The 16,908-nt window shown below is 52.1% G+C and carries 16 protein-coding genes; 10 read left to right on the forward strand and 6 right to left on the reverse strand.

Annotation, left to right across the window (positions count from 1 at the left end):
• Nucleotides 1–94: 94 nt before the first annotated feature.
• A complete protein-coding gene (gene corA / locus WC593_09260; GenBank protein MFA4825331.1) occupies nucleotides 95–1,147 on the reverse strand; it encodes a magnesium/cobalt transporter CorA in 1,053 nt (350 codons plus the stop codon).
• 320 nt (nucleotides 1,148–1,467) lie between these two features.
• Between corA and WC593_09265 the strand changes: the two genes are divergently transcribed.
• From WC593_09265 to WC593_09275, 3 genes are read left to right on the forward strand one after another with little or no spacing between them, the layout of a single operon-like run.
• Entirely contained in the window at nucleotides 1,468–1,764 is a 297-nt protein-coding gene (locus WC593_09265; protein ID MFA4825332.1) for a nucleotidyltransferase family protein, read from the forward strand.
• On the forward strand, nucleotides 1,757–2,101 hold the full coding sequence (locus tag WC593_09270) for a DUF86 domain-containing protein (GenBank protein ID MFA4825333.1): 345 nt from the start codon (nucleotides 1,757–1,759) through the stop codon (nucleotides 2,099–2,101). Before WC593_09265 ends, WC593_09270 begins: the two co-directional genes overlap by 8 nt.
• Nucleotides 2,094–2,336 carry a type II toxin-antitoxin system HicB family antitoxin gene (locus WC593_09275; protein MFA4825334.1) on the forward strand — a complete coding sequence of 81 codons (243 nt, stop codon included), beginning with the start codon at nucleotides 2,094–2,096 and terminating at the stop codon, nucleotides 2,334–2,336. Before WC593_09270 ends, WC593_09275 begins: the two co-directional genes overlap by 8 nt.
• A gap of 535 nt (nucleotides 2,337–2,871) precedes the next feature.
• On the opposite strand, the gene WC593_09280 is transcribed toward WC593_09275, so the two are convergent.
• Together WC593_09280 and WC593_09285 are read right to left on the reverse strand one after the other, a co-directional pair.
• A complete protein-coding gene (locus WC593_09280) occupies nucleotides 2,872–3,285 on the reverse strand; it encodes a PIN domain-containing protein (GenBank protein MFA4825335.1) in 414 nt (137 codons plus the stop codon).
• Nucleotides 3,269–3,481, reverse strand: coding sequence for a DUF2281 domain-containing protein (locus tag WC593_09285; protein MFA4825336.1), 213 nt, complete (start codon nucleotides 3,479–3,481; stop codon nucleotides 3,269–3,271). The genes WC593_09280 and WC593_09285 overlap by 17 nt, the downstream gene beginning before the upstream one ends.
• A gap of 586 nt (nucleotides 3,482–4,067) precedes the next feature.
• Between WC593_09285 and WC593_09290 the strand changes: the two genes are divergently transcribed.
• The gene (locus WC593_09290; protein ID MFA4825337.1) at nucleotides 4,068–4,664 is read left to right on the forward strand and encodes a TIR domain-containing protein; all 597 of its coding nucleotides are present in this window, start codon (nucleotides 4,068–4,070) and stop codon (nucleotides 4,662–4,664) included.
• Entirely contained in the window at nucleotides 4,654–4,866 is a 213-nt protein-coding gene (locus tag WC593_09295) for a hypothetical protein (protein ID MFA4825338.1), read from the forward strand. Before WC593_09290 ends, WC593_09295 begins: the two co-directional genes overlap by 11 nt.
• Before the next feature lie 175 nt (nucleotides 4,867–5,041).
• Here the strand turns inward: WC593_09295 and WC593_09300 are convergent, their stop codons facing one another.
• The gene (locus WC593_09300) at nucleotides 5,042–5,203 is read right to left on the reverse strand and encodes a hypothetical protein (protein MFA4825339.1); all 162 of its coding nucleotides are present in this window, start codon (nucleotides 5,201–5,203) and stop codon (nucleotides 5,042–5,044) included.
• A gap of 39 nt (nucleotides 5,204–5,242) precedes the next feature.
• On the opposite strand from WC593_09300, the gene WC593_09305 reads away from it, so the two are divergent.
• The 5 genes from WC593_09305 (at nucleotide 5,243) to WC593_09325 (ending at nucleotide 14,597) form a co-directional block, all read left to right on the forward strand.
• The gene (locus tag WC593_09305; protein MFA4825340.1) at nucleotides 5,243–7,225 is read left to right on the forward strand and encodes a PINc/VapC family ATPase; all 1,983 of its coding nucleotides are present in this window, start codon (nucleotides 5,243–5,245) and stop codon (nucleotides 7,223–7,225) included.
• A 27-nt stretch (nucleotides 7,226–7,252) separates the two neighbouring features.
• Nucleotides 7,253–10,039, forward strand: a complete 2,787-nt coding sequence (gene leuS / locus WC593_09310; GenBank protein ID MFA4825341.1) for a leucine--tRNA ligase — start codon at nucleotides 7,253–7,255, stop codon at nucleotides 10,037–10,039.
• A 477-nt stretch (nucleotides 10,040–10,516) separates the two neighbouring features.
• On the forward strand, nucleotides 10,517–12,652 hold the full coding sequence (locus WC593_09315) for a tetratricopeptide repeat protein (GenBank protein ID MFA4825342.1): 2,136 nt from the start codon (nucleotides 10,517–10,519) through the stop codon (nucleotides 12,650–12,652).
• Between the two features lie 82 nt (nucleotides 12,653–12,734).
• Nucleotides 12,735–14,012, forward strand: coding sequence for a WD40 repeat domain-containing protein (locus WC593_09320; GenBank protein MFA4825343.1), 1,278 nt, complete (start codon nucleotides 12,735–12,737; stop codon nucleotides 14,010–14,012).
• Between the two features lie 63 nt (nucleotides 14,013–14,075).
• A complete protein-coding gene (locus tag WC593_09325; protein MFA4825344.1) occupies nucleotides 14,076–14,597 on the forward strand; it encodes a hypothetical protein in 522 nt (173 codons plus the stop codon).
• 17 nt (nucleotides 14,598–14,614) lie between these two features.
• Here the strand turns inward: WC593_09325 and WC593_09330 are convergent, their stop codons facing one another.
• A complete protein-coding gene (locus WC593_09330; protein ID MFA4825345.1) occupies nucleotides 14,615–16,159 on the reverse strand; it encodes a zinc-ribbon domain-containing protein in 1,545 nt (514 codons plus the stop codon).
• 54 nt (nucleotides 16,160–16,213) lie between these two features.
• Complete coding sequence (locus WC593_09335) at nucleotides 16,214–16,906, reverse strand: zinc ribbon domain-containing protein (protein ID MFA4825346.1); 693 nt, start codon at nucleotides 16,904–16,906, stop codon at nucleotides 16,214–16,216.
• Nucleotides 16,907–16,908 lie beyond the last annotated feature (2 nt).

The following is a 16,908-nucleotide window of genomic DNA, read 5'->3' on the forward strand; positions in this document are numbered from 1 at the left end:
CGCCCCTGCTTGCGGTCCGTGTCACCGGCTTCCTTAAAAAAAAACGGCTTTCCCAGCCGGGCCTGCTGACTGCTTATGATTTCAGCTTAAGGCTTCAGATCCACTTCTTTTTCCTGAAGTAGGTGAGCATTCCCAGTACCATGATTGCCATCACAATCAGTACCGAATAATAGCCGAATTCCCACTCAATTTCGGGCATATTCTTAAAATTCATGCCGTATAAACCGACAACGAAGGTGAGCGGGATGAAGATGGTCGCAATCAGCGTGAGCACCTTCATGATCTCGTTCATTTTATAACTCAGGCCTGAAAGGTAGATGTCGATCATCCCGGATACCATGTCACGGAAGGTCTCCAGCGTATCGATCACCTGGATCGTGTGGTCATAAACATCGCGCAGGTAGATCCTGGTCGGTTCCTGAATGAGCGTTGATTCGGACCGCTCAAGGTTATTGATCATCTCGCGGAGCGGCCAGACTGATTTCCTGAGAAATATCATATCCTTTTTGAGCCGGTTGATCTTATGGATGGAGTCCTGTGTCGGGCTGGCAACCAGTTCCTCCTCGAGGTCCTCGACCTGTTCCTCGAGTTTCTCCATAACCCCAAAATAATTGTCTACAATGCCATCGATAAGCGCGTAGGCAAGGTAATCCGGGCCGAATTTCCTTATCCTGCCATCTTTGCGGATTCTTTCACGCACGGGATCAAAAACATCCCCGATATCTTCCTGGAACGAGATGAGGAAGTTGTGCCCGATGACCATACTGATGTGCTCAATCTTGATGACTTTCGTGGTGTCGAGATAAGTGAGCATCTTTAAGTTCAGGTAAATATACTGGTCCATCTCCTCCATCTTCGGACGCTGCCCGGTATTGAAGATATCTTCAAGGATGAGCGGGTGGATGGTGAAGCATTTCCCGAGGTCTTCGATAAGTTTTGGGTTTCCCAGGCCGTCGACATTGATCCATGTCACCGTTTCGGTGTCCCGGAACAGGAAACAATCGCTGATCTTGTCGACCGTTTTTTCCTGGAAATGGGTGGCATCGTAATCAATAACGGTGATCAGGACCGGCTGGTTAGAGGGTTCGCCATTTACAGGAATAGCTCCGGGAGGGCGTTTTGAGAATGGATGGCGGTGGTGTGACATGAGAGGTCCGGGGAGTATAGTGAGATTGGATGAAGGGGTGCATAAGAATATCGTTGATACCGGCATGATGCCGGGGTTCGCGGGATCGTGGGGGGACGTCGGCCGGGGGGCTGTGGCGGAGTGGGCGGGAGGAACGGTACCGACTGAGGAGAGGGAGTGACCCATAAACCAATCGTGAATTACCCGTGAACGAAGAGGATACTATTTTTCCGCCAACCCGTAGAGGGATATTTTCAAGAGATGATTATTACTGAAGGAAAACGAACACAGTCTAAAATATTTATTAATACATCATCGCTTACTCTAACATAGGAGCATCAATGACATCCAGCCGGCAGGATATCCTCTCATCATTAAAAAACCTCAAACAGGAAGTCGCAGCAGAATATTCTGTAAAAACGATCGGTGTGTTCGGATCAGTTGCCCGGAACGAGCAGACCGAGCAGAGCGATGTCGATCTTCTGGTGGAATTTTCAAAGCCGGTCGGTTTTGTTACGTTCATGCGCCTTGAACATTTTCTTTCCGATCGGCTGGGAAAACGAGTAGACCTGGTAACGCCGGATACGCTGAAAGCGGTGATACGCCAGGATGTTCTTTCCGAGGTCATCTATGTCTAAACGAGAAGTAAAACTCTATCTTTCGGATATTGATGATGCGATCTCGGCAATCCAGTCCTATACCGGGGGGATAACGTACGAGCAGCTGGCCAGCGATCGGAAAACCCGGGAAGCAATCATCCTCAATTTTGTGGTGATTGGAGAAGCTATCAAGAAAATTCCGCAGGAGATTCTCGATCATCACCCGGATGTCCCGTGGAAAGAGTTCGCCGGGATGCGGGACAAGATGGTCCACGGTTATTTCCAGATCAGTACCACTATCGTGTGGGAAACAAGCCGGCACGATCTCGGCCCTCTCGCTGCTACCGTGAAAGAACTGCTGCGGGAATATGCATAGCGAGATCTGGGAATACACGATTCTGATCCACAAGGCTGATGAAGGCGGGTTCCGGGCAGAAGTGCCGGCACTTTCAGGCTGCTTCTCGCAGGGGGAGACCCTCGAAGAGACAATTGCGAACACCAAGGAGGCAATTGAACTCCCTATCTCCTGCCTGCGGGAAGACGGGGAAGAGATCCCGGTTGATAACGAATTTATCATAAGCCGCGTACGAGTCGAGACCGTCGCGGTGTAACTCTATCATTATTTTTTACAAGTCCGTCCCTCCTTTATCACCAGAAGAAAGCATAATGTCCTTTTTATGCAAATGGGGGACCCTCCCCTCTTTTTTTTGACCAGGGGGTCCCCCATTTAGCTAAGAGGGGAGGGTCACCTCAAACTATTTTTAAGAAGAGGGGTGGTCCGGTACCTCCCCTCTTTTTTTGGAGGGGAGGGTTACCCATCAGCACCCAAGGGGACCCTTCCCCCTCCGGCTGTTTGGACGAAAAACCGCTCTCCGCCGTGACTCCACGCGAAACCGTACCGGCGTTCATGCAAAAAGAGGGGGGTAGGGTCCCCATTTTGCCTAAAAGGGGAGGGTGGGTTCAAAATATTTTTAGGAAGAGGGGTGGTAGGCACCCTCTCCTCTTTTTTTGGAGGGGAGGGTTCCCCATTTAGCTAAGTGGGGAGGGTCACCCACCGGGCACAGGGGAGGGGCGGGTTGTGGGTGAGAATTGCGGAGAGGGCGCTGGCACACTGAGGGGGCACCCCCACACGTAAATTCCCGATAGTTATTGAATTCCGACTGGAGTGACCCGTTTTTTATCGGTGCGGTCGAAATCTGTATCGAAGCTGACGAGTACCAGATCAAATTTTTCCGCGACAATATACTGGTAAGCATCATCGAAATCGAGCCCGAATGCAGATGCGACCTGTTCAACCCGCTCGATATCCTCAGTGGTCAGGGAGAGGATAGTGATTCCTCCCTCGCCAAAGAGATCACGTACGAATACTGAGAAGAGATGTGCTGCCTTTTTCTGGTAGAGGATGATTCCGATCGAATGGAATGCGAGATCGCTGATGCGAAGATCTCCGGGGGCCTGGGTATTGAGCAGTACCTGAACAGAAGCGGCTTCTTCCTGATCGAGCAGCAGTTCGAGAAAAATATTGGTAGCCAGAAGGTACACGTTAGTCCCGCCACTCATGAGCCTTATGCTGGAGCTCCACAGAGGTTGTGCTGGATTTAAGATGGGAGAGCCCCCCGGCCCATGCCAGGCTGAACTTCTTTGCCGCAGGTTTTTTCTTCCTGCGGGCGAGTTCTTCAATATAGTGGATCGCTTCCTGCCGTAGGTCTGCGGGGAGATCGTCGATCATCCGGTGCACCGTTTCTGAAGTAGTCATGCAGGTTTCCTTCTTTGTTCTCTTAATAATTGGTATTCCCTGTGCAATAATATATAGTTCTTCTCAAGCATCCAGTGTCCCGGGCAGGCCGGCGATGGGGGGTGATGCGGGCACATGAGGGGCTCCCACCCCCCTTTCGAAACAACCAGCCACAGGATACCCTTTCCGTCATAACTCCATGCGAATCCGAGCCCGCGTGCATGCAACCGGAGGGGGGGTGGGCCCCTGTCTTTCGTACGAAGGAGGGGTGGGGGTCCCGCCCTTGTGGTTTGGAGAGGGTCCCATCCCTCACGCTGAGGGAGGGGTATCCACCCCCCTCCGGGTTTTAGTGCCGGGCGGGCCGTTCGGTCGTGGCTCCACAGGAAGTTGTGGGTGCAAGGGTGGAGGGCAACTTCACTTACAAGGGGTACAAATGAAATTAGAACTATTAGCAGGGGCGAGTGACTGTATCCATGGGTTCTTAAAAATAGAGAATAAAAAAAATTCAAAAACAATTAGAAATTCAAATCGTCAAATATATTGAGGTTTAAATTAAAAATAACACTATCTCAGTTTGTTTTCGTAGAAAAAATGGATTGTAATTCTTATGAAACCAAGAATTTTTATTAGTCATTGCGAAAGAAATTTCGGGCCTACTGATTATGCAATCAGAATCATAGACGCGCTTGGGTGTATCCCGGTTATTGCAGAAAAACAACCAAAACTTTCAAGAAATGTTGGAAGTTTAGTTAAAAGTTCGATGGATTCATGTGAGGCGGTTATTGTGATTGCAACTCCCGATGACGATAGCCCTACCGGAAAAACGCCATCTCAAGCGGTGTCTATTGAAATCGGGATGATTAAAAAGACAAAAAAATTTGAAAACAGATGTATCATAATCAAAGAGATTAGCGTTAAATTCGGGTCCATGGTTCAAGAAGTTTATTACCCTTTTTCTATGGATGATTTTAGTCCAATCGCAGAAGCAATTCTTATTGAACTAGGCAGCATGGGCTTGTTCAAGAACCATTATGAGCTCAGAGGTAGTGAATTACAGATACAAGAGTTAATGGAAACATTGTCAAAACTCCGTGATTTATTCCAAAGTGATCTATTGAAGGATGAGAGTTTAAAAGAAATTATAGAAGAACTATCTAAGCAAATGATCGATGTTGTAAAAAGGGGGTGCGAAAATGGACAGTAGAAATGCACGCATTCAATATCTTACCAATAAGGCCCAGATGGGTGTAATTACTCCTTTCGAACAAAACGAGTTGGCTCAATTACTTGGAAAAAACCAACAGAACTACAAAGGTTCAGAAGGACTTGCACTACTTATCGGGTTAGGTCTTGCAGTAGTAGCTGGAGCACTAATTGCTGAGCTGTTGTGTGGCGGAAGGGATTGATTTTTTCCTTTTTTGTGGGTATCCAAATTTTTTTCTAATCTGACTTTTTTTATATTTTGAGGCCATTTACATTCGTACGTGGAAAGTAGAAGTCATACTTTAATTAGTAAATGACATGATTAATCGAACTTTCATTATATAATCCCCATATCCCCGCCCTCACCCTTCGAACCCCTTATAAACCTGTCAGTAATATATCTATCGTATCAACGATCTTTTGGTCGTTGATCCAGAATAACCTGCACCGGCGGCTTGCAAGGCGTCCGTGCAGGTGGCGGGAAACATGCGAGCGCTCGCAGAGGGATTCCCGTACAAATCCAACAGAATAGCATAGCATACGAACACCATACCATAGAAGACCATACGAGGATATTATATGATTTTAGTTCCAGATACCAGCGTCCTCATCGACGGGCGCATAACCTCAATGATAAAAGCCGGTGAATACAAGGGTGCAACAATAATCGTCCCGGAAGCAGTGATTGCAGAACTCGAAGCCCAGGCAAATAACGGACGCGAAATAGGTTTCTCGGGCCTGAACGAACTGCAGCAACTGTGCAAAATGGCCGAAGAAAAAACCATAGAACTCCAGTTCTCCGGTATCCGCCCGACACTCGAACAGGTCAAGCTTGCCAGTGGCGGCGAGATCGATTCGATGATACGGGGTATCGCGTGCGAAAACAAGGCCCGGTTCATAACCAGCGATTTCGTGCAGGCAGAAGTGGCACGGGCAAAAGGGCTCGATGTCATTTACCTAAAGCCGCAGGTCGGCGACTACGGGCCGCTCGGCATCGACCAGTTCTTTGACGAACACACGATCGCCGTGTACTTGAAAGAACGGATCGCCCCTACCGCAAAGAAGGGCACGATCAGCGACATGAAACTCGTGAAGATCCGTGACCAGCCGACCTCCGAGTACGAACTCCGTGCCATGGCACAGGAGATCCTCGAGCGGGCCAAGCGTGACCCCGACGGCTTCATCGAAGTCGAGAAGCGGGGCATCACCGTGGTGCAGATCGGTTCCATGCGGATCGCGATCGCCCGCCGCCCGTTCTCAGACGGCATGGAGATCACCGCAGTCCGCCCGATCGTGGACGTGACCTTAAAGGATTACTCCAAATCCGATGTGATCACGAAAAGGATCACCAGTGAAAAACGCGGGCTCATCATCGCCGGTTCACCCGGCTCGGGAAAGACCACGCTCGCCCAGAGCGTTGCGACATTCCTGTCAGACTCCGGCTACGTGGTCAAGACCATGGAGGCGCCCCGCGAACTCCAGGTACCGGACCAGATCACCCAGTATACCGCGCTTGACGGCAGCATGGCCAACACCGCTGACGTGCTCCTGCTCGTCCGGCCGGACTTCGTGATCTTCGACGAACTGCGGAAGAACGAGGACTTCAATGTCTTTGGCGACATGCGGCTCGCGGGCTTAGGCATGGTCGGCGTCATCCACGCAAACGGCGTGCGGGATGCCATCCAGCGTTTCTCCAACCGGGTTGACTTCTCGGTGCTCTCGCAGGTGGTCAACACGATCATCTTTGTCAAACAGGGAGTCATTTCCAGGGTCTACGATGTCGATTTCACCATCAAGGTGCCCAACGGGATGGCAGGCGACGTGCACATGCGCCCGGTGACCACCGTGACCGACAACGAAACCGGCCAGCTCGTGCTCGATGTCTTCCGGTACGATGGCGAGACCATCGTCATGCCGGTCATGGCAGGTGTACCAGCCCCCGCAGCAATCATGGCAATGCCGGTAAAAACCCTGCAGGTGCAGCATATCGGCCAGCCGGTCATGCCGGCACCGCAGCTCACCCGTACCCCCGTACCGGTAGCACCGGAACCGGTGAAGAAAGAGAATGACGAACACCCCGGCTGGAGACTCACGGAAAAGGATGTCCAGCGCGAGATCGGGCGCTACACTGAGGGCTTTATCGACGTCCAGATGATCAGCGATACCAAGGCAGTGGTATATATCGACGACAAGGACGTCCCGGCAGCAATCGGAAAGGGCGGCAAGAACATCTCGGCAATCGTCAACAAGATCGGCATCGGTATCGACATCAAGCCCCGCTCCGAGTTCGACCGGCAGCAGATGCAGGGCCAGCCGCAGAGAGCTGAAGAGGAGATGAACCTTGGCGGCGGCGTGAAGATCCAGACCGACAAGAAGCAGCTGACGATCATTGCTCCTGAACAGAGCGGCAAGATTGTTGACGTGTTTGCCGGAAAGGAATACCTCTTCACCGCAACCGTGAATGAACAGGGTGAGATCCACCTTGCCAAGAACTCAAGCATTGCCCAGGAGATGATCCGGCGCTACCAGAATAGCGAGATCATCAAGCTGCGGCCGGTATAATTCTTTTTTTTAAAAAAAGGTGATGATGTGAGCGAATTTGATCTGGGCAGATTTGAAGAAGAAGCGCACGAGCGGTGGATACACGCATTTGAGTCCAACCCGTCGAATCTGGAAAAGTTCTACATAAACGTCGCATTCCCGTACCCGAGCGGCGCCATGCACGTAGGCCACGGGCGGACGTACATCGTGCCGGATGTCATCGCACGGTTCTGGCGAATGAAAGGCCGGCAGGTACTCTTCCCGATGGGATTCCATGTCACGGGAGCCCCGGTAGTCGGCATCTCGAAACGGATCGCAAACAAGGACCCAAAAACGATCCACCTCTACCGCGATCTCTACCGGGTACCGCAGAACGTGCTCGATGAGTTCACCGATCCGCTGGTCATCGTCAAGCACTTTGCGTCAGAGTACCAGCGGGTGATGACCGCGTGCGGCCTCTCGATCGACTGGCGGCGCCGGTTCATCACGGTAGACCCGAGCTACAGCAAGTTCATCGAATGGCAGTGGAAGCACCTCTACGGGGCCGGTCACGTGCTCAAGGGGGTCCACCCGGTCCGCTTCTGCACGGTTGACGACAATCCCGTGGGCGACCACGACCTGCTCGAAGGGGACAAGGCCGAAGTCATAAAATTCACGCTGGTCATGTTCCGGTTCGGCGACGCGTTCATCCCAACCGCAACCCTCCGCCCTGAGACCATCCACGGCGTTACCAACCTCTGGGCGAACCCGACAGTCACCTATGTCAGGGTGCTCGTTGACGGCAAGGCCTGGATCGTCTCTAAAGAGGCAGCAGAGAAACTCGCCCTCCAGGACCACACGGTTGAGATCAGGGAAGAGATCGCCGGAAAAGATCTGGTCGACAAGAACGTTTCCCACCCGCTCTGCGGCGAAGTACCGATCCTCCCTGCGGATTTTGTTGACCCGGACATGGCAAGCGGTCTCGTCATGAGCGTGCCCGCCCATGCACCGTTCGACTACATCGCCCTCCGCGACCTCCAGCAGGCCGGTAAATATACGACCCTCAAACCCATACCGCTGATAAAGGTTGAGGGTTACGGGGAGATCCCGGCCAAGGATGCCGTCGAGAAGGCCGGCATAAGGAACCAGATGGACAACCGGATGGACGCCCTCACGCAGGAGATCTACTCTGCGGAATTCTCAAAAGGGAAACTATTTGAAAAATACGGCGGAAAACCGGTCCGCGTGGCCCGTGACGATGTCGCTCTCCTCATGACCGAGAAGTACGATTCGGTTGTCATGTACGAGTTCGACCAGCGGCCGGTCATCTGCCGGTGCGGTAACCGCGTGAAGGTCAAGATCCTGCACGACCAGTGGTTCTTAAAGTACAGCGACCCGGAGTGGAAACAGCAGGTCTCCGATCACTTAAAGGACATGGCGCTCGTGCCCCCCGAGGTCCGGGTCGAGTTTGACCGCACGGTTGGCTGGCTCAAGGACTGGGCCTGCACCCGCCGCGTGGGGCTCGGCACCCGTTTCCCGTGGGACACCACCCAGTTAATCGAACCCCTCTCGGACTCCACCGTCTACATGGCGTACTACACGATCGCCCACAGGATTCGCGAGATCGATTCCAAACTGCTCACCCCCGAAGTATTCGACTACATCTTCCTCGGCAAGAAATCCGAAGACCTGCCAGAGATAAAGAAACTCGATGCCATGCGAAAAGAGTTCCTCTACTGGTACCCGTACGACTTCCGGTTCTCGGCAAAGGATCTTATCTCGAACCACCTCACCTTCCAGATCTTCCATCACGTCACGGTCTTTGAAGGCCAGAAGGACAAGTTCCCGAAAGGCATGGTTGTCTTTGGCATGGGTCTCTTAAACGGCGCCAAGATGTCCTCTTCGAAAGGCAACGTCTTCCTGCTCGAGGATGCTGTGCAGGAGTTCGGGGCGGACACCGTGCGCATGTTCTTAATGGGCAGCGCCGAGCCGTGGCAGGACTTTGACTGGAGAAACGAACTCGTCATCTCGACCAGGAAGCAGATCGAGCGGTTCTATGCAACCATCATGGAGATGAAGGATGCCGGCGGAGAACCGCACGATATCGACAAGTGGCTCGTCAGTCGGCTCCAGGTGCATATCGAGCGGACCACCGAGGCGCTCAATAACTTCCAGACCCGGCAGGCCCTCCAGGAAGCCTGGTTTGGCATCGAGACCGACCTGAAGTGGTACCGCCGGAGGCTGCCCGAGAACTGCGATGGCAGCCGGGAACTCCACACGCTCTGCTCCGTCTGGGTGCGGCTCCTTTCGCCGTTCATCCCGTTTACGGGGGAGCACCTGTGGAAGGAACTGGCCGGAGAAGGACTCGTCTCGTTTGCCCCGTGGCCGGTTGCAGACCAGAAACTCGTCAGCCCCCGGGTCGAACTTTCGGAGGAACTGCTCTCCCGCACGGTAGAGGACATCGAATCGATCATGAAGCTGATCCAGTTTACCCCAAAGGCGGTCACGATCGCCCTTGCACCGGAGTGGAAGCATGATATCTTCCGGACAATTGCACAATCCTCGGACAGGAACACCGTGATCAAGGAGATCATGAAGAACGATGCCATGAAGAAGCGGGGCAAAGAGGCGACCGATGCCGCAAAACAGTGCACCACGCTCATCCACCGGCTCCCCCCGCAGGTTGTTGCCCCGCTGGCACAGGACCCGATCAACGAGCGTGCGGTCTTTGAAGCAGCACAGGTGTTCCTCGAACACGAATTTGGGGTACCCGTGCATATCACCGATGCCGAAGACGGCGTGCACGTAAAAGCAGCAACCGCCCTGCCGTTCAAGCCGGCGATTATTATTGAATAATCTCTCTTTTTTGGCTCTGTTGAAACTCTCTTTGATACAAGCGGTTGCTCTTGGGGGCTCCAGCACAAAGTGCCTCCGCCCCCGCCGCTCGGGTATCCCCCAATTGCGATATTCCCTCAGACGGTTGAAGAAGAACTCCGATAAAGGGGGGTCAAGGAGTGCTCCCCTTGGGCTGCTTCCCCCTCTGGGGGAGAGAGGGGGTTACAATCCTAACTGCCACAGAGGACCCAATGAATGAAGGAAATGAGGATTTCAACAGAGTCTCTTTTTTCTTATTTTGTTCAGAAGGGGCCCTCTGGTGGAATCAAAGGTGGCAGTGCCTGGACAAAACAGTGCACCCAGGAGTAAACATTCCAGGCAGGTTCTTAAAACACAGGTACTTAACGTGCGGGTACCGGGAACGATACAATAACTGAAGATTATTTATTGCCCTGAAACAATCACCCATATACCAAAAACCCGGGAGCTATACCCCTCTTGAGCTTCTTTAATAAATTTCTGCATCGCGATGAACAAAAAAGCGAGCCGCAGGCCACGCATCCCGACAAGTATGCCCCCCCTCAGGCACCGGGGGAATCAACCGGCGCTGCAGAGAATGATCCCCGGAGGGGAATTTTCTGGATACGGCGTGGACAGAACCAGTGGTCGGTCGGAGACTGCGATAAAGCTCTCGAGAGTTTCAACAAGGGACTGGAGATCGAACCCGATCATGCGGAACTGCTGGTCTACCGGGGTCTGGCCCTGGGAAACCTGGGACGATACCGTGAGGCAATCGCCGCATTCGGGATGGCACTGACCCGGGATCCCGGCAATAGTAATGCCGCCATCAACCGGGGAATTGCACTTGGGGCAGCGGGGGATTATGAGGACGCACTCGTTGTTTTTGACCGGGCAATCAGCGCAGATCCCAAAAATTCCCTTGCCTGGTACAACAAAGGTCTCGCTCTCCTGGCCTTGGGAAAAGAGGGGGAAGCAGCCGCAGCATATGAAAATGCATTCGCGATCACTCCTGACCTTCCGGTAATTCCCCATAACATCCTTACCCTGCTGAACAAAAGTGCAATCCTTGAAAAAACCGGGAGATATGATGATGCACTGGTCCCGCTCAACCAGGTGCTATCCATCAACCCGCGTTGTATCGAGGGCCTGATCAGGAAGGGGAGGTTATTTAGAAAACTGGGACGGTATCTGGTAGCTATCGATGTATTTGAACATACAGTAAAAGATTTCCCGGAAAATCCTGAGTTAATTGAGGAAATCAGGATAACTCTTATTGAATGGGGAATGCGTGAAGGGGCGATATGGCCATTTGAGAGAGCGATAACCCTCAATCCGACCAACCCGGATGCCTGGTGCGAGAAGGGAAATATGCTGGTACGACAGGGGAAATTCAATGATGCACTTGTTGCGTTTAATACCATAGAACAGATCGATCCGGAAAATATTCCGGTGCTCACAAGTCTGGCTGATCTGTACCGGAAAATGGGGTCGGGTGAACAGGCAGTCAAGACTTACGACAGGATCCTCGACTTGGATCCAACCAATGCCCTGTGTTGGTACAACCGGGGAAGTATCCTGCAGGCTCGCGGGAATACCGCTGAAGCTATTGCCTCCTACCGCCGTGTGCTTTCCCTTGGGATGGAGGATCCAGAGGTCTATTACGCGATGGGCATTGTCCTCATGGACCATAATGAATATCCTGAAGCGTGTGAGGCATTCACCCGATGCCTTGAAAAAAACCCGAAGAATGCCCAGGCATGGTACAATAAGGGAGTCGTCCTCCAGAACCTCGAAAGGAGCGAAGAGGCCTTTCAGGCCTACGAGCATGCGGTAGCAGAAGATGCCCGTAACCTGTCTTCCTGGTATAACCGGGGAACAATCCTTGAAACGATGGAAAAATTCGAAGAAGCGCTGGCCTCGTACAGCCAGGCCATTTCCTTAAACCCGGATCATGAGAAGGCCCTCTATCGCAAGGGAGTCATTCTTGATCATCTTGGCAGGGATGCTGAAGCCATCCATCTCTTTGATCATGCACTGGATATCAACCCTCGGGACAAAGACACCCTGTATGCAAAAGGTATGGCGCTGGAAAAAGTCGGGAAAGAATCAGAATCCCTCTTGTGCTATAACCAGGCGCTTGCTCTTGACAATAAAAACGTCCGGGTTCTGATGCGCAAAGCAGTGATTCTTGAGAAGCTGGGGAAGGAGTATGAAGCTTACGAGTGTTATACCCGGGCAATGGAGATCAACCCCGGGCTTTTGGAGGCGCAGGAAGAATTGGGCTCTCTCAATCCATGGATCGAGATTATTTGCAGGAGTATACAAAAAAATCCCAATGGCTGGTATGTCATTGACCTGCTGGTCAGAAATACCGGGAAATCATTTGCTTATAATATCACCCTGAGCGTCAAAGGGTGTGAAAGTTCCCGGATTCCAAAGCCCTTCATGGTCCCTCATGGTGAAGAGAAAGATGTAATCCTCCAGATCCGTGCAGACCCTGCATGCACGGATCCCATTGAGGTTCAGGCGGTGTATCACAACAAACTGACCCGGGAGTTTGATGAGGTTATCCAGATCTCGTTATCAGAAGAGGGGACCGCAGAAAAACCCTGAAAAAACAATAGTCTGTCTCACACTTTTATTCCCTCCACAAGCCAGATATCCTCACACCAATTACCATCCTGTAGGAAATATCATGTCATCAGGAACCCGGATTTTTCTTGCGATCACGGCACTTCTCATCATCTGTATCTCAGTCCCGGCCACTGCGATCACTGCGGCAAGTATCGGCACCACATGGAAAGAACGCATACCTGGTGAGGGGGCATCTTACAGCGGCGTGATGTTCTCCTCAAACGGTTCGCGGGTCTTTGCCGGGGGCAGCCAGATGTACGTCCGGAGCTGGGACGGGAAGCTGCACTGGGGGGGACATCCGGGGAGTATCGCGACGATGAGTGCAGATGGCAACTATGTGGTCTATGGTTTGGGAAAGACAGTGGTAATGCTCGATAAAGACGGGGTGGAGAATTGGTCCCGGACTATGGAAGGCCCGGTTCGGGCGGTGGCGATCTCTGCAAACGGCACGTTCATTGTCGCTGCTGATGAACGGGGAAATATCAATTCATGGTATAATGACGGGTATAATTTCGCGCGGAACCAGACCTCGCTGGTAAAACAGCTCGCTATCTCGCCACAAGGCACGCTGGTGGTTGCTACAACCGATACGGGTCTGAAGTACCTGACACCGGCCCTTGATCCTGTCTGGTCGGATATAAAAAATGGCAGTATTGATACTGATATTCTCTTCTCCAGCGATGGCTCCACCATCATTACTTCAGGAGGAAAACGAGTCTCTTCGCACACGAACACCGGCAACCTCAACTGGATGTACGACATCACCCAGGATGCGATCATCAGCACGGCCTGTTCCTATGACTGTTCCGTTATTGTGATTGGCAGCCAGGACAAAAACGTCCGGGCCATGGACCGGTACGGCAAGGTCCACTGGACATATCCTGCAGGAGCATGGGTCAATGCAGTTGCGGTTTCGCAGGATGCTCATGTGATTGTTGCGGCAGGAATAGACCGGAACCTGTATGTACTGGACCACGGCGGAAAACTCCTGACACAAAAGAAGATGGACTCCATCATCCATCCCCGGGCGCTCGCCGTGAGCGCTGACGGTACGCGCATTGCTATTGCGGATGAGTATGCCCTCTACGGGTTAACACTCGCGGTCGATTCGGATGAGATCGAGCTGGTAACCCTGATACCGAGATCTTCGGCACAATACTCAAATACCCCGACACCGGTGCCCACAACCGAAACCCCCGTTATTACCGCGCCGGTCACATCGCTTCCCGTCACACCCGTACCGGTAACCACAACACCCAAATCACCTCTCGATCCGGTGACTGCGGTCCTTGCATTCGCTGCCGGGTTGTCACTGATGTATAGGGGAACAAAACCCTGATCTTTTTCATTTTTCAACAATTCCTTAGAAAGATAATTGTAAAGGAACACTTAATTTGAATTCATGAATTTATTATCTACTTTTGTTTCTACTATCAGTGCTTTAATTATTGCTTTAATTATTTTGTATCTTGACAGAAAATTAACATCAATTGACCATTTTAATTATGGGATTAAAGGATTAGAATATGAGATACAAGCGAACGTTCAAATGCTCTTAGAACTTGAACCCATAATTAAAAACTGGTTAGAAAATTTAAATAATACTACTGAAAATGCGGCGATCACAGTTTACGCTCCTATTAAATTGCTTCAAAATTCATATGATTTTTGTCGTGTTCAAGGTATATTAGTTGATATACCATTAGAAAAACAGAAAAAAATAGATGAAATTTACAAAATATCGACTTATATAAATGAATTTTTAAAAAGAGATTTTGAACATTGTGTTTTGTCATCATGTAATATTGAAGCAATAAAAATTAATAAAAAAATGTATTCTGAAAAATTACTCCAATTAATTGAGATACAAAAAACAATTAGTTGTGAAATTGATTTTAAACCACATTTAAAAAGATTTTTTTAAAAGGATGACCGGGAGGATCAGAACAGTTTGATCCGAACCGCACCGGTGCTGAAGTACCCAACCGGCATGTGCACCCGGTTTTGGTAGGCGGTCTTCAGAATCGTGATGAAACGATCATCCTCGCCGATATAAAACTCAAATTTCCCGTCGGCTGACTGGACGGTCATGATGAACTCGTGATAGTCCATCGAGCCTTTTCGGGTTGCTTTGTCGTTCATTTCGATCGCAGAGATCCGCATATTATCTATCGCCCGGTTCCCTTTTGTCTCAGCAAGTGCGCTATCGGGAGGCATGGTCTCATACTTCTGACAGTACTGGAAAGCAACGGCCATCTGGTGTGCCATCTGCCCTAAAAATCCCTTGCCTTCTGTCCTGGCTTTTTCCGCTGCTTCCTTGTAAGCGGCATTGAGCATGTCTGCCGTGAGCTGGGCAATGATCATGCGGCGATCCGTGATCACCAGCGCATAGGTATCCCAGCTCGCCCCCAGCATCTTCATCTTCCGGGCATTGCCGATCACGCCAATAATCTGTTCTCCCGACGGCGGCATTGCGGGGGCTGCACCGGCATCGGGGGCCGGTTGTGCTACCGTGGCGGCGCGAAAGGATGCGCCAACAGGCGCTCCACACCCCCCGCAGAATTTTATTGAGTCACTGATGGGAGCTCCGCACACGCTGCAGGTTTTCTGGACAGGTTGTGATTGTGCCGGTGCAGGAACGCGGGCTGCTACAACCGGGGCACCGCATATACCGCAGAATTTCTCTGTGCCGGCAATAGGACTGCCGCACGATGCACAGACATAGGAACCGGGAGCTGCTGGTGCAGCAGGTTGAACCGGGGGGCGTACCGGTGCTGCTGCCGGTGGCGGATTATCCCGCACAATGGCAAGGCATTTGCTGCAGTACTTGTCGCCGGGTTTGATGATGTTCCCGCAGGTATTGCAGCTCCGGGCTCCGAAGGGTGGCTCCATGACCGGTGCCGGTGACGGGACCGGGAAACCTGCGGGGGCGGGAGTGGCTGCCCTGGCTGCTGCCTGAGGCGGGCTGTCCCGTACAATCACGAGACATTTGCTGCAGTACTTGTCACCGGGTTTGATCACGTTGCCACAGGCAGTGCAGGTCCGGACATCTGGTGTTTGTCCCATTGCCGGGGCTGCCGGTGCCAGGGGAGCAGGAGGAACTTGTGGAGCAGGGGGAACTGCCTGCCCTGCGCGTGTCCCGCAGATGCCGCAGAACTTCTCTGACGGGGAGAGCGGGCTGCCGCACGAACTGCAGAGCAACGGCGCAACCGGTGGTTCCACCCTTTCCGGCGGAAGAGGGACCGGGGATGGCTGCGGGGGCTCCCGGGGGATAATGACGGGTGCAGGAGCAGGCATGGGTTCAGGTACCGGTCTGGTTACCTGTGCCGGTGCAGGCACAGGGGTAGTCGTGGTATCTTCCAGCTGGGACGCCCCACAGTTCCGGCAGAATTTTGCGTTCGGGGCTACGGCTTTTCCACATTCAGGACAGAACGGCATACTGATCAGTACAGAGTGGTTGAACGTGGTACATAAAGAGTATTTCATTTTTCCCGGAAAAATCCCGGCCGTATAAGCAAAGTGCCGGGAACAACAAGAAAATCAGATATGAGCGGTGGCAGCAGAGGGGGCATATTTCTTTACCATTGCAAGAACCCCCGGGAAATTTTCTTCGGTACAATAGAGAACTACCGGGCTGATGAGGTATTTTGAGCGAAATACAATACTCCGCACCCTGCGGTATACCGATACGTACCGCACCTCATTCCATGCGAGCATATTGTTCTCCTGTGACATCGCAAGGAGTCCTGCACCGCTTCCCGACATGGAGCCCAGTACGGCAGAACCTCCGGTTGATACCCGGTTCAGGGTCCGGGTGGTCCTTCCTGCGCTGTGGGCAACACCTTCATTGCTGATGAAAAACTCCGTTTCAAGACCGCCGCCCGTAACGATCTGGAGCACGAGCATGATGATGAGGAACAGCACGGAAAGCCCGGCACCGATGATGAGCATCAGGACGAGCAGGTCCCACTCCCCTCCGGCGACAAGGGAGAGGAAACTTCCCATCACCATCCCAATGCCGAGCGGAATGAAAAGGCACTGCAGAACAAGATAGGGATTTGTGATGAGCGGGATCTTCCGTTTCCAGGAAACAAGCTCTTTGGGCTTAAGTTCCTGTCCCGCCGGAACGGCGGTACCTGAAAAACCGGGAGGTGAAACAATGACCCCGCCGCAGGATGTACAGAAGTTATTTCCTTCAGGTACATCCTTACCGCACGCGTCACAGGTAACCATGG

Source organism: Methanoregula sp., from assembly GCA_041645435.1.
In the GTDB taxonomy this organism is placed as follows: Archaea; Halobacteriota; Methanomicrobia; order Methanomicrobiales; family Methanospirillaceae; genus Methanoregula.

What these genes read in the sequence shown, in the direction of transcription:
- WC593_09295 (MFA4825338.1), top strand. Translation starts at nt 4,654, where the DNA reads ATGGACAGTAGAAATGCACGCATTCAATATCTTACCAATAAGGCCCAG.
- WC593_09325 (MFA4825344.1), top strand. Translation starts at nt 14,076, where the DNA reads ATGAATTTATTATCTACTTTTGTTTCTACTATCAGTGCTTTAATTATT.
- WC593_09285 (MFA4825336.1), bottom strand. Translation starts at nt 3,481, where the DNA reads ATGACTACTTCAGAAACGGTGCACCGGATGATCGACGATCTCCCCGCA.
- WC593_09335 (MFA4825346.1), bottom strand. Translation starts at nt 16,906, where the DNA reads ATGGTTACCTGTGACGCGTGCGGTAAGGATGTACCTGAAGGAAATAAC.
- WC593_09275 (MFA4825334.1), top strand. Translation starts at nt 2,094, where the DNA reads ATGCATAGCGAGATCTGGGAATACACGATTCTGATCCACAAGGCTGAT.
- corA (MFA4825331.1), bottom strand. Translation starts at nt 1,147, where the DNA reads ATGTCACACCACCGCCATCCATTCTCAAAACGCCCTCCCGGAGCTATT.
- WC593_09305 (MFA4825340.1), top strand. Translation starts at nt 5,243, where the DNA reads ATGATTTTAGTTCCAGATACCAGCGTCCTCATCGACGGGCGCATAACC.
- WC593_09300 (MFA4825339.1), bottom strand. Translation starts at nt 5,203, where the DNA reads ATGCTATGCTATTCTGTTGGATTTGTACGGGAATCCCTCTGCGAGCGC.
- WC593_09320 (MFA4825343.1), top strand. Translation starts at nt 12,735, where the DNA reads ATGTCATCAGGAACCCGGATTTTTCTTGCGATCACGGCACTTCTCATC.
- WC593_09330 (MFA4825345.1), bottom strand. Translation starts at nt 16,159, where the DNA reads ATGAAATACTCTTTATGTACCACGTTCAACCACTCTGTACTGATCAGT.
- WC593_09280 (MFA4825335.1), bottom strand. Translation starts at nt 3,285, where the DNA reads ATGAGTGGCGGGACTAACGTGTACCTTCTGGCTACCAATATTTTTCTC.
- WC593_09290 (MFA4825337.1), top strand. Translation starts at nt 4,068, where the DNA reads ATGAAACCAAGAATTTTTATTAGTCATTGCGAAAGAAATTTCGGGCCT.
- WC593_09265 (MFA4825332.1), top strand. Translation starts at nt 1,468, where the DNA reads ATGACATCCAGCCGGCAGGATATCCTCTCATCATTAAAAAACCTCAAA.
- WC593_09270 (MFA4825333.1), top strand. Translation starts at nt 1,757, where the DNA reads ATGTCTAAACGAGAAGTAAAACTCTATCTTTCGGATATTGATGATGCG.